This is a genomic window from Pseudomonas danubii, assembly GCF_042980055.1.
GTDB lineage: Bacteria > Pseudomonadota > Gammaproteobacteria > Pseudomonadales > Pseudomonadaceae > Aquipseudomonas > Aquipseudomonas danubii.
On the sequence record NZ_CP116502.1, the window covers coordinates 4,180,190 to 4,195,296 of the forward strand.

Genomic DNA, 15,107 nt, shown 5'->3' on the forward strand with positions numbered 1-15,107 from the left:
TATCGGGCAACGCAGCGCTGTTGCAAGTGTCGGTGATGTCACAGTGCTTGCATGGGGGGGCATGAGGCCGGGAAGGAGGGGGCAGAGGGATTTTTTTCATGAATGCTTCGTGAGTAAGAAGTCGACGCAGGTATTCTTGCAAAGCCCTTTTTGAATGGAATCGAACCATGTCCGCCTCCCTTGTACGTCCACTGCGGGCCAGTGGCTTGCTGCTCGCTGTCCTGGCCTGTGCCACCGCGACCCAGGCCAGCAGCTTCGACTGCGCCAAGGCCGCCAGTGCCAGTGAGAAGGCCATCTGCGCCGACCCCTATACCGCCGGGCTGGACAGCCAGCTGGGCAAGGCCTGGACGGCGACCCTGGCCGAGGCCAAGGACCTCAAGGCGCTGCGCCTGGGGCAGCGTGAATGGCTCAAGCAGCGCGACCAGTGCCAGGCCGACCTGGGCTGTCTGCGCAGCCAATACCTGAGCCGGCTGATGGTGCTGCGCTATGTGAATATTGCGTTCAACTGGCAGGGCACCTGGCAGCGGGTCTCGGTCAGCCCGTTCTACGGCGGTGAGCTGGTGATCCGGCGCAGCGGCGAAGATCGTCTGAGCTTCGACCTGTCGGCCATGGGCGGCGCCAATTCCGGTGCGCTGGCGGGCAAGCTGCAGCTCAAGGACGGTGAAGCGCGCTACAGCGTCGAGGGCTGCCAGCTGCGCTTGACCCCGCGCAATGGCCTGTTGCAGGTGACCCAGGAGGGCGATTCCTATGCCTGCGGCGCCGGTTCGGGGGTGTATTACGACGGGCTCTATGTGGCCTCCCGGCAAATCCTGGAGCACCAGTACGATTTGCTCTCCACCGCCCTGGTGCGTACCGAGGAAGAAGATCTGCGCGCCCGCAAGCTGCTGCAAAAGGATTACCAGACCCTGCTCGACAGCGGCTCGGTGTTCTCCCAGGACGCCTCGGCCGAGCTCAACGGCGCCGAGGTCACCGATATGTGGCTGCAGGGGCTGGCCAATACCAATGCGGCGATTTTCGTGCGCGGTGCCAAGGGCGAGTTGTGGGTCGCGCTGCTGGCAGTGGTGGGCCCTACCGATGAAGTGCGGGTGCGCTACTACACCACCGAGCCTGAGTGGAAGCAGCGCCTGCCGGACGTGGTACAGCGCTGGTACGAGGCGCGCAGCCAGGGCCAGCAACTGCCGCTGGACATGATGCCCTGAAGCACAGGCGGGCCGGATCTCATCATCTGTTGATGAACGTGGCGGCAGAAATTTCGCCGGGTGGATGCTGAAGCCGGCCGGTGCAGCTGCTAGAGTCTCGGCCCGGGCCGCCTGGATATCGCCCCGAGGGTGCCGGCACAGGGGCGCCAAGCCTTGGCCTGCCGGACAAATTCCATCAGTTGGTGACGCGAAGCCATTGTGAGCGTCTACGACCTTAGCAAGTGACACTGCCGCCGCCGTTACCGGCGCCTGGCACATTGAAATTGGGAGATTGTAAATGGTCATCAAACCCCGCGTTCGCGGCTTTATCTGTGTGACGACCCATCCAGTGGGTTGCGAAGCCAACGTCAAGCAGCAGATCGATTACGTCACCCAGCAGGGCGCCATCGACGCAGGGCCGAAGAACGTGCTGGTCCTCGGCGCATCCACCGGTTACGGCCTGGCCGCGCGGATCACCGCGGCCTTCGGTTGCGGCGCCAACACCCTGGGGGTGTTCTTCGAGCGCGGCAGCGTTGACGGCAAACTGGGCACTGCCGGCTGGTACAACACCGCGGCGTTCCACAAGTTCGCCGAAGAAAAGGGCCTGTACGCCAAGAGCATCAACGGCGACGCCTTCTCCGACGCGGTCAAGGCCGAAACCATCGAAACCATCAAGCGCGACCTGGGCAAGATCGACCTGGTGGTCTACAGCCTGGCGGCGCCGCGCCGCACCCACCCCAAGACCGGTGAAGTGCTGAGCTCGACCCTCAAGCCCCTGGGCAAGTCCGTGACCCTGCGCGGTGTCGACACCGACAAGGAAATCGTCAAGGAAACCACCCTGCAGCCGGCGACCCAGGAAGAGATCGACGGCACCGTGGCAGTGATGGGCGGCGAAGACTGGCAGATGTGGATCGACGCGTTGCACGAAGCCGGTGTGCTGGCCGAAGGCGCGAAAACCACCGCCTTCACCTACCTGGGCGAGAAGCTGACCCACGACATCTACTGGAACGGCTCCATTGGCGAAGCCAAGAAGGACCTGGACCAGAAAGTCATCGGCATGCGCCAGCAACTGGCCGAGCTGGGCGGCGACGCTCGGGTGTCGGTGCTCAAGGCCGTGGTCACCCAGGCCAGCTCGGCGATCCCGATCATGCCGCTGTACCTGTCGCTGCTGTTCAAGGTGATGAAAGAGCAGGGCAGCCACGAAGGTTGCATCGAACAGGTCTACGGCCTGTACAAGGACAGCCTGTACAACAGCGAGCCGGTGATCGACCAGGAAGGCCGCCTGCGTGCCGACTACAAGGAGCTGCAACCGCAGGTCCAGGACCGGGTCAAGCAACTGTGGGACCAGGTGACCAGCGAGAACCTCTACGAGATGACCGATTTTGTCGGTTACAAGCAAGAGTTCCTGCGCCTGTTCGGTTTCGAGATCGAAGGGGTCGACTACGAAGCCGACGTCGATCCGGACGTGAAGATCAGCAACCTGATCCAGTTGTAATCCGCGTCTAGCGTCAGCCAGCGCCCCTCCTTCGTGAGGGGCGTTGTCGTTTCTGCCCCCGTATTTCATCGAGGAGCCGCCTTGCCGGCGAAGAGGCCCGCACGTCTTGTGCTGGTCTTGGAGACGCCTTCGCTGGCAAGCCAGCTCCTACAGGTAGGTTCTGCTGTCGTGTAGGAGCCAGCTCCTACGGGGGCGGGGCAATTGCGCAAGATTGTTCAAGCCAGGGGGCACCGGCAGATGGCACAGTCAGCGTCCGTTATCTGTGTGCAGGGTGTCATGTCCAGCGTTCTCTTACCTCGTGCCGCCTTTATCCGCGGCGCCATCGCCATCATGCCGCTGTCCCTGGCCACCGCGCCTTGGGGGCTGCTGGCCGGTTCCATGGCCATCGAAGCCAATCTCACGCCGCTGCAGGGCCAGGGGCTGTCGAGCATCGTCTTTGCCGGCGCCGCGCAACTGGTGGCCATCGGCATGCTCAAGGGCGGGGCAGGGATCTTCTCGATCCTGCTGACCACCTTGCTGCTCACCTCCCAGCACTTGCTCTATGGCATGAGCCTGCGCTCGGTGATCTCGCCCTTGCCCGGGCGCTGGCGGGTGGGCCTGGGCTTTCTGCTCACCGATGAGCTGTTCGCCTTGACCAGCGCCCACGACAAGCAGCAGTTCGACCGCTGGTACGCCCTGGGCGTGGGCCTGACCTTTTATGTGGCCTGGAACCTGTTCACCTTGCTGGGCATCGTGCTGGGCAAGAGCATTCCGGGCCTGGAGCACCTGGGCCTGGACTTTTCCATCGCCGCCACCTTCATCGCCCTGATCACGCCGCTGGTGCGCAATGTGCCCACCGTGGTCTGTGTCGCAGTGTCGCTGTTCTGCTCGGTGCTGTTCAGTTACTGGCAGTGGGGCTCGGCGCTGGTGTTGTCGGGCCTGGCGGGGATGGCCGCGGGTTTTGTCTGCAACAAACTGTATCGGGGGCAAGCATGATGGTCTGGGCAGTCATCTTCGGCATGGGCCTGTTGGTCTTTCTCAATCGCTACGTGTTTCTCGAACCGCGCCTGCCGCTGCGCCTGAGCAGCAATGCCCGGCAGTTCCTCGGCTTTGCGGTGCCGGGCATGCTCACCGCCATCTGCGGGCCGATCGTGTTCATGCCCGATCACCAGTTGAACCTGCACTGGGACAATCCCTACCTGCTGAGCTCGCTGGTGGCCATTGCGCTGGTGATCTACACCCGCAACACCCTGGTCAGCATGTTGCTGAGCATGGGGTTCTTTTTCTTTCTGCGCTGGTGGCTCTGAGGGCCATTTGCGCTAGCCTGTGCCGCTTTCGGCGCAGGCCGACCTTTAAACCGCAACGGATGCATCGGATGAGCGACTTCCCCCACGATATCGACCTGGACGCGTTCTGGGACAGGGCCACCCACTGCAAGATCAACCAGGCACCGGCCAGCGCCGCCATGATCGCCGAGCTGCAAGCCGAGCTGGGCTATCGCCTGCCGCTGTCCTATGTGGCGTTCATGAATCGCTACAACGGCGGGCGCCCGCACCTGTGCTGTTGCCCCACCGAACAAGGCACCTCCTGGGCTGAGGACCACTGCGCGATCGACAGCTTCCTGAGCATTGGCCGCGACGCCGCCTATTCGTTGGGCGGCAGCCTGGGCAGTCGTTTCAAAATCGAGAAATGGGGTTACCCGGACCTCGGGGTGTACATCTGCAATTGCCCGTCTGCCGGGCACGACATGGTGGCTCTGGACTACCGCGAATGCGGCCCCGAGGGCGAGCCGCGGGTGGTGCACGTGGATCAGGAACGCGACTACGCAGTGACCGTGCTGGCGCCGGATTTCGAAAGTTTTATCCGCGCTCTGGTGTCCCCCGAGGTCTATGACACCTCGGAGCAGGATTACCTGGACGATCTGGACAAGGTCGCCAGCGCGCCGTTCTCAGCGCTGCTGGAGGAGTTGCTCGAACAGTTCCACGAAGTGCCCGACCTGGGGCCGCTGATCCGCCAGATCGCCTTGCGCATCGTCCATGAAAAACGCTACTTCGCGCTGCATGCCGATCCGCTGTCGCAACTTCTGTATGACTTGCAGTTCTGGCTGTACCGCAACTGCTATCCGGTCAACGACGAAGAGTCGTACCTGCAGGTCTACTGCGACATGATCGCCTTCGCCAAGGGCTTCGGCACCGGTGGCTACGCCCCGGACTTCATCCGCGACTGGTTTCGGGCACGGCTGGCCGGCGGCCAAATGCGCCAGGCGGCGGACGGGTTGGTCTTGACGCCAGCCTATCGCGCGCAGTTGCTGGAACAACTCTCGGGGTTTCGCCCCCTCAGCCCAGACCCTCAGGAGCAGCCATGAGCGAGGCATCGATTCGCATCACCGCCGAACAGACCCTTTCTGATAATTGGTACGTGCTGAAGAAGTACAGCTTCGAGCTGCGTCGCCGCGACGGCAGCTGGCAGGCCCAGGACCGTGAGGTCTATGACCGGGGCAATGGCGCGACCATCCTGCTGTACAACCTCAAGCGGCGCACGGTGCTGCTGACCCGGCAGTTCCGCATGCCGGCTTTCGTCAACGACCACCACGGCTACCTGATCGAGACCGCTGCCGGCCTGCTGGACAACGCCAGCCCGGAGGTGCGCATCCGTCAGGAAGCGCAGGAGGAAACCGGTTGTCGGGTAGGCGAGGTGCAGAAGGTTTTCGAGGCCTTCATGAGCCCGGGTTCGGTGACCGAGCGGGTGCATTTCTTCATCGGTCATTACCAGGCCGAGGACCGCATCGATGAAGGCGGCGGACTGGAGCACGAAGGCGAGGACATCGAGGTCCTGGAGCTGGACATCGACCAGGCCCTGGGCATGATCGACAGCGGCGAAATCGTCGACGGCAAGACCATCATGCTCCTGCAATACCTGCAGTTGCATGTGCTCAAGCCGCGCAGCCTGATGGTGCTGGTGGCCGGCCCGTACCGTTCTGGCAGCGGCGACGATCCGGCAGTGCTGGCACGCAATGTCGCGGCCATGGAGCAGTGCGCCGCCCAGGTGCTGGCGGCCGGGCATTTTCCGGTGCTGGGGGAGTGGGTGGCGTTGCCCATGACCCGGTTGGCGGGGTCCCTGGCGGTGGGCGATGAGATCTACAACGCGCAGTTCCACGCCTATGCCGAACGCCTGCTGGAGCGCTGTGATGCCGTGCTGCGCATCGGCGCGGCCTCGGCGGGCTGCGACGCCATGGTGCGGGTCGCCGAGCGCCTGGGCCTGAGTGTCTATCACCGGGTGGAGCAATTGCCGGCTGTGACGCCGGGCGCGCTCCGGGCTGATTCCGACGACTGATTCAGTGCAGCGCGGGTGGTCGGATCGATCGCCTGCGCTGGCCGTCAGCGCCAGCACCGCACCTGCACCCCACCTTTCAAGAACCCCCTCACCACAGCCGCAGCCTTCGTGCACCCGGCATTTCCAGGCCCCGCGGGAAAATACTGTCTATCGTCAATAGGCAAGCGCGAGCTTCGTCAAGGACTGTGTGGGGCAGGGCCTCACCGGTCGGTTTGTCGCCATGGCGCCTGGAGCATTATGGAAAACCTCGGTCAGGACCCATCTCAAGGACGCAGCACCTCCAATCAGGCGCTGACTCGTGCCACCTTGCTGGGGTGCTCGGGGCTGCTGCTGGCGCTGTTCCTCTTCACCGGTTTGCTGCTGGTGTACATCGCCCTCGACCAGAACCTTTCCGCCGAACAGCACAATCGCCTGGATATCGAAAAGGCCCTGCAATCGCTGGACAGCAATGCCCGCACCACGCTCAAGGACTATGCCCTGTGGGGTGACGCCTACCAGCACCTGCACCTGCAGGTCGACCTCGACTGGGCCTACACCCGGCAGAACTTCGGTCCGACCCTGTACCACGACCTGGGTTTTGACGGCGTGTTCGTGATCAGTCCGGCAGGCCGCACCGTGTATTCCCTGGTGGCTGGGCGATTGGAGTCGATGGATGCCCGGGACTGGCTGGGGGAACAGCTGGCGCCCCTGGTGCAGGAGGTACGTTCGCAAGCCGGCGGCAAGGCCATCAGCCGTTACCATGCCATCGCCGGGACCCCGGCGCTGGTGGTCGCCGACCTGTTGAACCCAGGCAACGACCCGCAAGTGCGTGCCGACAGCGGGCCTCAGTCGGTGCTGATTTTCGTTGCGCGCCTGGAACCGTCGCGATTGTTGGCGCTGGGGCAGGGACTGGGCATCGAACAGTTGCAGGTGGCCGGCCCCGTGCAGGCCGCCGCACTGCCGTCCCTGACCCTGCCCGACGGCGCCGGAGTCCTGCAATGGCAACCGACACGCCCCGGGCATCAGTTGCTGGTACTGGTGATGCCGTTGCTGCTGTTGGCGGGCCTGCTGGCGGGCATCATGGCCGGCTTTCTGTTGCGCCGGGCCGGCGCGGCGGCCCGGGTCATGGACGATCAGGTCCAGGCCCTGCGGGTCAGTCGTAGCGCCTTGCTGGCCAGTGAAGAACGCTTTCGCGACGTCGCCGAAGCAGCGTCCGACTGGATCTGGGAAGTGGACCGGCACTTGTGTTTCACCTACTTGTCCGAGCGTTTCGAGGTGGTCACCGGGCTCTCCCGAGAGTCTGCGCTGGGGCGGCCGATGAACGAGCTGCTGAGCTCCGAGCAGGGGTCGCTGCTCAACTGGCTGGCGGCCCCGGAGCGGCGTTCCCAGGCGATCCTGCAATGCGCTTACCTGGATGGCCACCGGCAGCCGCGGATCTGCCGCCTTTCGGTGCGAGCCATGGCCGCCGGTGGTTATCGGGGCACCGCCAGCGACATCACCGAGGAGGTCGCCGCAAGGCGGCGGATCGAGTACCTGTCCCAGCACGATGCCCTCACCGGACTGGCCAACCGTACGCGCATGCAGGAGTTTCTCGAAGGCAAGCTGTTGGCCCTGCCGACCCTACAGGAGCCCTTGTTGATGCTCAGCGTCGACCTCGATCGCTTCAAGCCGGTGAACGATCTGCTGGGGCATGCGGCGGGCGACCAGGTGCTGCATGAGGTGTCCCAGCGTCTGGCCCAATGCCTGCGGGGCGAGGATCTGGTGGCCCGGGTCGGGGGCGACGAGTTTGTCCTGGTGGTCCCGGGGCAGGTTGCCCAACCCGAGATCGAAGGCCTGTGCCGGCGCCTGATCGAGCGGATCGAAGAGCCGTTCTACATTGCCGAGCATGAAGTCTTCATCAGTGCCAGCATCGGCATTGCCCGGGCGCCGGTGGATGCCAGCCTGGCGGAGGAGCTGCTGCGTTTTGCCGACATCGCCCTGTATGAGGCCAAGGCGGCGGGGCGCAGTACCTGGCGGTTCTATGCCAGCGACATGAATGTGCGGATCATCGAACGCCGCGGCCTGGAGCGCGACCTGCGCCACGCCATCGAGCAGGATCAGTTGCTGCTGCAGTTCCAGCCACGCTATCGGCTGGCGGACGGACAGCTGGTGGGCGCCGAGGCGGTGGTGCACTGGCGGCATCCCCAGCGTGGGCTGCTGGGGCCCGAGGTGTTCTTACCGATTGCCGAGGACACCGGGCTGATCCTGCCCTTGAGCAACTGGGTGCTGCACGCCGCCTGCCGCGCGGCCCGGGCCTGGCCCGAACGCCTGCTGCTGGCGGTCAACCTGTCGGCCGCCGAGTTCCAGCGCGGGCAACTGGTGGCCAGGATCAGGACCGTCCTGGGTCAGAGCGGGCTGGCGCCCTCGCGGCTGGTGCTGGAGATGACCGACAAGGCGCTGCTGGACGACGGTCGCCAGGTGCTGGAGATCATGCAGGGGCTCAAGGCCCTTGGGGTGCAACTGCTGATGGACGATTTCGGCAGTGGCTACTCGGCGCTGCAGTACCTGCGGACCTTTCCCCTGGACGGCCTGAAGATCGATAGCAGCCTGGTGGCGGGACTGGGCGGCAATCAGGCCGGGCATTCGATTGTCCAGGCCATCGTCGATCTGGGGCATGCCTTGAGTCTGAAGGTGATTGCCGAAGGTGTGGAAAGCCCGGAGCAGTACCAGGCGCTGCAGGACATTCAGTGCGATCAGGCCCAGGGGCCGCACCTGAGTCCGCCTCTGGACAGCGACGCCTGGGTGAGGCTGTGCACCGAGCTGTCCCAGGCCAGCCGCTTTACCACTTAAGGCGGACCTTGCAGCGCTCGCTGGCCGTTGTGCCGCGCTCGCAATCAGCGCCAGGCACGGGGAGGGCGTGCCCGGTTCAGGCCGGGTCCGGACGATGGGGACCCTGACGGATCGGCAGTTCCACCCGAAAGGTGCTGCCCACCCCCAACTGGCTGCGGACGCTGATTTGCCCGCCGTGTTTCTTGACGATCCCGTAGGACAGCGACAGGCCCAGCCCGGTGCCCTGGCCCACCGGCTTGGTGGTGAAAAAGGGGTCGAAGATCTTCTGCAGGTGCTGCTCGTCGATGCCGCAGCCACTGTCGCTGACTTCCAGCCAGACCCGGTCGCCTGCCACGCCGTTGCTCAGGGTGATGGTGCCGCGCTCGGGGCCTATGGCCTGGGCGGCATTGATCACCAGGTTCATCACCACCTGATTGAGCTGGGAGGGCAGGCACTCGATCTCTGGCAGCGGCTGGTAGTGCTTGATCAGGTCGGCCTTGTACTTGAGTTCGCTGGCGACGATGTTCAGGGTCGAGTCGATGCCCTGCTGCAGGTCCGCCATTTGCCAATGCTGGTCGCTGTCGACCCGGGAGAAATTCTTCAGGTCCTTGACGATCTGCTCGACCCGGCCGATGCCGTCCTTGGACTCCTTGATCAGCAGCGGGATGTCCTCCTGGAGAAAGTCCAGGTCGATGCTTTCGCGCAGGCTTTGCAGGCGCTTGCGCAACTCCGGCGCGGCGATGGCCTCTTCACTCTGGCGATAGGCCGTGAGCAGCTGGCTGATCTGTTCCAGGTAGCCCGCCAGGCTGCCGAGATTGGAGGCGACGAAGCCGATGGGGTTGTTGATCTCGTGGGCGACCCCGGCCGCCAGTTGCCCGAGGGAGGCCAGTTTCTCCGATTGCACCAGCTGGTTTTCCAGTTGCTTGCGCTCGTCGATTTCCTGTTGCAGGGCCGCGCCGGCCTGTCTCAGGTCCTCGGTGCGCTGCTCCACCAGGTCTTCGAGATGGTGCATCTGCAGCAGGGCACGGGCGGTCATCTCCCATTTGCTGGTGAGGGTGCTGGCCATCTGCTGGACTTCGATGTTGTCGAAGGGCTTCTTCAGGATCAGCAGGCGGTTGTGGCCCTGCAGGCGCTCCAGCAGGTCCTCCCAGGAGTAGTCGGAATAGGCGGTGCACACCACCACCTGCAGGCGCGGGTCCTCTTGCCAGAGGCGCTCGATGGTCTGGGCTCCGTCCCAGCCCTGGGGCATGCGCATGTCGACGAAGGCCAGGGCATAGGGGCGCTGCTGTTCCAGGGCCTGGCAGACCTTGTTCAAGCCTTCCTGGCCGCCGTAGGCCGAGTCCAGTTCAAAGGGCTGTTGCCGGGGCTTGGCCTGGGCGCCGAACAACTGCGCTTCCAGGTCGTCCAGGCTGTTGGCGTCCGCCGCAGGCGGGGTGAGGATCTTGCGAAAGTCGTCGTGGATCGACGGGGTGTCGTCGATCAGCAGAATTCGCCGGTTGCTCAGATCGTCCATCATTGGCCCTCAGCGCTGATCAGCGGTATGTCCAGGGTAAAGGTCGCTCCCAGCCCCGGCCCGTCACTGTGCACGCTGAGCTGTCCGTCCATTTCCATGGCGGCCAGGGCGCAACTGTGCAGGCCGAAGCCGTGTCCTTCCTTGCGGGTGGTGAAACCGTGGGCAAAGATTCGCGTCAGGTTCTCGGCGGCAATGCCTTCGCCGCGGTCGCGGACTTGAATGCGCAAGGTCCGGTTGTCGATCACATGGGCACTCAGGGTCAGGGTCCGGGAGTGTTCGTCGAGATCGGACATGGCGTACTTGGCGTTGCTGATCAGGTTGATCAGGATCAGCAGCAGGCGGTGCTTGTCACCCAGGACCGGTGGCACCTGGGTGTAGTCCTTGACCACCGTAACCTGATGCCGGGCCAGGGCGCCGGAGTTCATGCGCAAGGCGTCATCGATCAGTTCGCCGACCTGCAACGGCTCGATCAGCCGCGAGGCCCCGGCGTAGGACTGCTGGGTGGCGACGATTTCCTTGATGTGGTCGACGCTGCGCCCAAGCTGGGCCAGTTCGCTGCTCATGCCCTGTTGCTCGCTGGCAATGGCTTGTACCAGTTGGTTGAGGTAGCCGGGGAGCAGCTTGCCTTTTTCGTCCTCACTGAAAAAATGCCCCAGATCATGTTGATGCTGATTGATCAGTTCCATCGCCTTGCCCAGGCCCTGAGCCTTGCTGGAGCGCAGGGTGCGGCTGAGCATCTCGCTGGAAATGTTCACGCTGTTGAGCACGTTGCCGACGTTGTGCAGGACATTGGTGGCGATTTCCGCCATGCCGGCCTGGCGCGCGGCGTCCAGCAACTCGCTCTGGGCCTCCTTGAGTTCCCGGGTGCGTTCCTCGACCCGCTGCTCCAGGTGTTCATTGGCGCTCTGCAGGGCGGTGTTGACCCGACGGATGACGGCAAAGCTGCTGATCAGGCGGATCGCCAGATAGAGGATCAACAGCACCAGCAGCACCGAGAATGCCAGCAGATACTGGTGGGACTTCTGGTCCTGCAGGTCGGCCTGGAGCTGGTCGTGGTTGAGCAGGCGGGTGATGTCGTCCAGGCGTTCGGCCACCGGGACCGAGGTGAGCCGCTCCAGCAGTTCATTGACCACCGGCTGCTCGCGCAGGATCACGGCGACGTGCTTGCTGAGGATGTCCACCGGTTCGTGCATGGCGGGGGGCAGGCGTTCCTTGTTGACCGTCAGTTTGTTCAGCCCTACCAGGATGTCCGCGGCTTTGTCGCTGCTGGAGATCTGGGCGAACTCCAGGCTGCTGAGCAGCAGGTCGTAGGTGTCGATGGCAAAATTCTGCAGCGCCAGTCGCTGCTGATCATCGAGGTCGGCCAGCCGGCGCTGGATGTCGTCCTCGGCGTAGGGCAGGAATGCCAGGGAGTTGCGCAGCACCGCGTTGTGGGATTTGAACCGTTCCACCAGGCCGGCTTTTTCCTGGAAGGCATTGAGGAACGCCTGGTGACTGGCCTGCCAGGCCGCCGGGTCGCTGTGACCCTGTTGCGAGAGCTGATCGAAGTGCTGCCACACCTGGTTGATCTGCTGCACCGGCTGCACCAGCGGATCGTAGTCGTGGGTAATGGCGATGCGCGCCTTGAGCACTTCGGTTTCCCATTGGGCGTTCAATTGCTTGATCTGGCCGATCAGGTCCCGGGACAGGGCGAAGTTCGGGGATTGGCCGATCATGGTCTTGAAGTAGAGCAACGCCAGCGCCAGGACCAGGCCCAGGGCCACCAGGGTCAGGAGCGTGGAGGGCCAGCGGCGGCGCAACTTCATAGCGGCTTGCCCTGCCATTGCCCGGTGAGGGTCTGGAGAAACTTGACGATCAGGCGGGTGTCCTGGGGGTTGGGGGTACGGCCCAACTGGTACTTGAACATCACCTCCACGGCCTGTTCCAGGGTTTTTGCCGAGCCGTCGTGGAAGTAGGGGGCAGTGACCGCCACATTGCGCAGGCTGGGGACCTTGAACACGTTGCGGTCCTGCTCGTCGCCGGTGATCAGGAAACGCCCCAGGTCGGCGTCGGTGGGGTTGCCCCGGTCGGCAAAGTAGTCATTCATCACGCCGAACTTCTGGAACATGTTGCCGCCGATATTGACCCCTTGATGGCAGGCGATGCAGCCGTAGTCCTTGAACCGCTGGTAGCCGTACTTCTCCTCCTGGCTGAGGATCTCGGTGTTGCCTTGCAGGTACTGGTCGAAGCGCGAGCCGGCACTGAGCAGTGTCCGTTCATAACTGGCCAGGGCGTCCTGCACGTTGGCCGCGGTGATGGCGTCCGGGTACAGCGCGCCGAAGGCCTGGCGGTAGCTGGCGTCGTCATTCAGGGTGCGCAGCAGGTTGGGCCAGTTGTTGCCCATCTCGGTGGGGCTTTGCACCACGTTGTCGATCTGCGCCTGTAGGGTCTCGACGCGACCGTCCCAGAACTGGCGAAAGTTCAGCGCAGCGTTGAACACACTGGGGGTGTTGACCTGGGAGAGCTGGCCCTTGATGCCTTGGGACTTGACCTGTGCGTCGGCCCCACCCTGGTCCAGCCGATGACAGCTGGCGCAAGAGAGGCTGTTGTCCAGGGACAGGCGCGGCTCGTTGAACAGCCGCCTGCCCAGCTCCACGCGCTGGGGATCGAGGGTGGGTACTGCGGGCAGGGGCTTGAGCGGTTCGTCCAGCGGTGCCGGGAAGGCCGGCGGGGCGACAGCGGCCATCGCCCAGAACAGCAGGCCGATGAGGCTGTGCGAGCGGCGTTGGCGTTGTCTGGGCTGCTGTTCAGCGGTCATGGTCGGCTACCTGCTTCTGAGACGCCTGGGCCCGCAGCAGGCGGGCAAAACTGTCGGCCGGCAGGGCCTTGCTGAAGTAATAGCCCTGGCCTTCCTCGCAGCCCTGTTGCTTGAGGAACGCCAGTTGTTCCTGGGTTTCCACCCCTTCGGCGATGATGCTCAGGTTCAGGCTGCGCCCCAGTTGGATAATCGCGCTGACCAGGGCGGCGTCCTTGGGCTCGTGACTCAGGCCATGGATGAAGGACTGGTCGATCTTCAGCACGTCCACCGGGAACTTGCGCAGGTAGCTGAGGCTGGAATAGCCGGTGCCGAAATCGTCTACCGCCAGGCGCACCCCCAGGGCCTTGATGGCTTGCAGGGTGGCGAGGGTGGCTTCGACGTTCTGCATCAGTACCCCTTCGGTGATTTCCAGTTCCAGCAGGGTCGGGTCCAGGGCACTGTCCAGCAGTGCTCGCTGCAACTGCTGGAGCAGTTGCGGTTGCCTGAAGTCGCTGGCCGAGAGGTTGACCGACAGGCGGATCGGCGCCAGTCCCGCCTGCTGCCAGGCACGGGACTGGCGGGTAGCTTCGCCCACTACCCACTGACTGATCCGGTTGATCAGGCCACTGTCCTCGGCCACTGGAATGAACTGGGCGGGGCTGATCCAGCCCTGTTGTGGGCTGAACCAGCGAATCAGCGCTTCGGCGCCCACCACCTGGCCCGAGGCCAGGTGGATCTTGGGCTGGTAGTGCAAACTCAACTCCTGGCGCTCCAGGGCCTGGCGGATGCCCGATTCCAGGTGTTGGCGTTCCCGGGCGCGGTGGGTCATGTCCTCGGTAAAGAAACCGTAGCCCCCCGGTGCCTGCTCCTTGCTGTTGCGCATGGCCATCTCGGCCTTCTTGATCAGGCTCAGGGCATCCTGGCCATCCTCGGGGTAGAGGCTGATCCCCAGGCTGGCGGTGACCCGCAGATCGTGCCCGGCCACATCGTGGGGCTGGCTCACCGTCGCCAGGAGCTTTTCGGCGACGCTACGGACCTGGGGCGGCGGCTCCTGATCATGGAGCAGCACCACGAATTCGTCGGAGCCGTAGCGGAACACCGAGTCCGACTCGCGCATGCCGTGCTGCAGGCTGTGGGCGATCCTCTTGAGCAACTCGTCGCCGGCCGGGTAGCCCAGGGCATTGTTGATCCGCTTGAAACGGTCCAGTCCGAGGAACATCACCGCCAGCTGTTGCCCATAACGCCGGGCCCGAGCCATGGCCTGGCCCAGGCGATCGCCGAGCAAGGCGCTGGAGGGCAACCCGGTGAGGGTGTCGTAGTGCAGCAGGTGGGAGACCTTGAGCAGTTCCGCGACCCGTTCCTCGATGGTGCGCTGCAGATCGTCGAGCTTGTGCCGCGCATCCTGGGTCATCTGCCACTTCCAGGTCAGGGCACTGGCCATCTGGCGGATTTCCAGGCTGTCGAAGGGCTTTTTCAGGATCAGCAACTGGTCGCCAAAGGCCAGGCGCTCGGCCATGGTTTCCCAGGAATAGTCCGAATAGGCGGTACACAGCGCGATCTGCAGATCCGGGTCGACCTTCCACAATTGCTCGATGGTTTCCAGGCCGTCCCAGCCCGGCGGCATGCGCATGTCGATGAAGGCCATGGCATAGGGTGTGTCTCGGGCCAGGGCCGACTCGACCATGGCCAGGGCCTCGCGACCCTGGAACGCCGAATCCAGGCTGAACACCTGGAGCGGGCGGGGGGGGACGCTGCCGAACAACTGGTCTTCGACCTGGCTCAGGGCCAGGTTCTGCGAGGGCATGAGGATCTTGTGGAAGTCTTCATGAATGGAGAGGCTGTCATCCACAATCAGCACCCGTCGGTTGACGCTCGCAGATGGTGAGTCCGAGGGGTCTTGCGAACTTGTCTGTGCGTCGCAGCCAGTGTCCATTGACTTTCCCTAGTGTTCTGAGCGCGCGTCCAACGCTGTGAGCATAGTCACTGGAACATGCGCCGTACGAGGTTTTTTCGATTTACATCCCCGGGTGAAAATCAAAAAAATAG

Annotated in this window: 11 protein-coding genes and 2 pseudogenes; 7 read left to right on the plus strand and 6 right to left on the minus strand. The window is 64.0% G+C overall.

What is annotated here, in order from left to right:
* The first annotated feature begins 167 nt into the window (after positions 1-167).
* The 7 genes from PFZ56_RS19390 (at position 168) to PFZ56_RS19420 (ending at position 8,793) form a co-directional block, all read left to right on the plus strand.
* Positions 168-1,199, plus strand: a complete 1,032-nt coding sequence (locus PFZ56_RS19390) for a lysozyme inhibitor LprI family protein (RefSeq protein WP_170002485.1) — start codon at positions 168-170, stop codon at positions 1,197-1,199.
* A 277-nt stretch (positions 1,200-1,476) separates the two neighbouring features.
* Entirely contained in the window at positions 1,477-2,673 is a 1,197-nt protein-coding gene (fabV, locus tag PFZ56_RS19395) for an enoyl-ACP reductase FabV (protein WP_102879659.1), read from the plus strand.
* Positions 2,674-2,949: 276 nt separating this feature from the next.
* A complete protein-coding gene (locus PFZ56_RS19400; RefSeq protein WP_102879658.1) occupies positions 2,950-3,648 on the plus strand; it encodes an AzlC family ABC transporter permease in 699 nt (232 codons plus the stop codon).
* Positions 3,648-3,959, plus strand: coding sequence for an AzlD domain-containing protein (locus PFZ56_RS19405; protein ID WP_162884178.1), 312 nt, complete (start codon positions 3,648-3,650; stop codon positions 3,957-3,959). The genes PFZ56_RS19400 and PFZ56_RS19405 overlap by 1 nt, the downstream gene beginning before the upstream one ends.
* 68 nt (positions 3,960-4,027) lie before the next feature.
* Positions 4,028-5,017 carry an SMI1/KNR4 family protein gene (locus tag PFZ56_RS19410; RefSeq protein ID WP_170002483.1) on the plus strand — a complete coding sequence of 330 codons (990 nt, stop codon included), beginning with the start codon at positions 4,028-4,030 and terminating at the stop codon, positions 5,015-5,017.
* Positions 5,014-5,985 (plus strand): GDP-mannose pyrophosphatase NudK, encoded by a 972-nt coding sequence (gene nudK / locus PFZ56_RS19415; RefSeq protein ID WP_170002481.1) that lies wholly within the window; start codon positions 5,014-5,016, stop codon positions 5,983-5,985. The genes PFZ56_RS19410 and nudK overlap by 4 nt, the downstream gene beginning before the upstream one ends.
* A gap of 237 nt (positions 5,986-6,222) precedes the next feature.
* Positions 6,223-8,793 (plus strand): EAL domain-containing protein, encoded by a 2,571-nt coding sequence (locus tag PFZ56_RS19420; protein ID WP_110651537.1) that lies wholly within the window; start codon positions 6,223-6,225, stop codon positions 8,791-8,793.
* Between the two features lie 76 nt (positions 8,794-8,869).
* Here the strand turns inward: PFZ56_RS19420 and PFZ56_RS19425 are convergent, their stop codons facing one another.
* From PFZ56_RS19425 to PFZ56_RS19450, 6 genes and pseudogenes are all read right to left on the minus strand, one after another.
* The gene (locus PFZ56_RS19425) at positions 8,870-9,334 is read right to left on the minus strand and encodes a sensor histidine kinase (protein ID WP_372819938.1); all 465 of its coding nucleotides are present in this window, start codon (positions 9,332-9,334) and stop codon (positions 8,870-8,872) included.
* Positions 9,335-9,604: 270 nt separating this feature from the next.
* Positions 9,605-9,691, minus strand: a pseudogene (locus PFZ56_RS19430) (hypothetical protein); the annotation flags it as partial.
* A gap of 204 nt (positions 9,692-9,895) precedes the next feature.
* Positions 9,896-10,288, minus strand: a pseudogene (locus PFZ56_RS19435) (response regulator transcription factor); the annotation flags it as partial.
* A complete protein-coding gene (locus PFZ56_RS19440) occupies positions 10,285-12,090 on the minus strand; it encodes a DAHL domain-containing protein (RefSeq protein WP_170002479.1) in 1,806 nt (601 codons plus the stop codon). The gene PFZ56_RS19440 and the pseudogene PFZ56_RS19435, both read right to left, overlap by 4 nt.
* The gene (locus tag PFZ56_RS19445; protein ID WP_170002477.1) at positions 12,087-13,082 is read right to left on the minus strand and encodes a cytochrome c peroxidase; all 996 of its coding nucleotides are present in this window, start codon (positions 13,080-13,082) and stop codon (positions 12,087-12,089) included. The genes PFZ56_RS19440 and PFZ56_RS19445 overlap by 4 nt, the downstream gene beginning before the upstream one ends.
* On the minus strand, positions 13,072-14,994 hold the full coding sequence (locus PFZ56_RS19450; RefSeq protein WP_102879651.1) for a bifunctional diguanylate cyclase/phosphodiesterase: 1,923 nt from the start codon (positions 14,992-14,994) through the stop codon (positions 13,072-13,074). Before PFZ56_RS19450 ends, PFZ56_RS19445 begins: the two co-directional genes overlap by 11 nt.
* Positions 14,995-15,107: the final 113 nt, after the last annotated feature.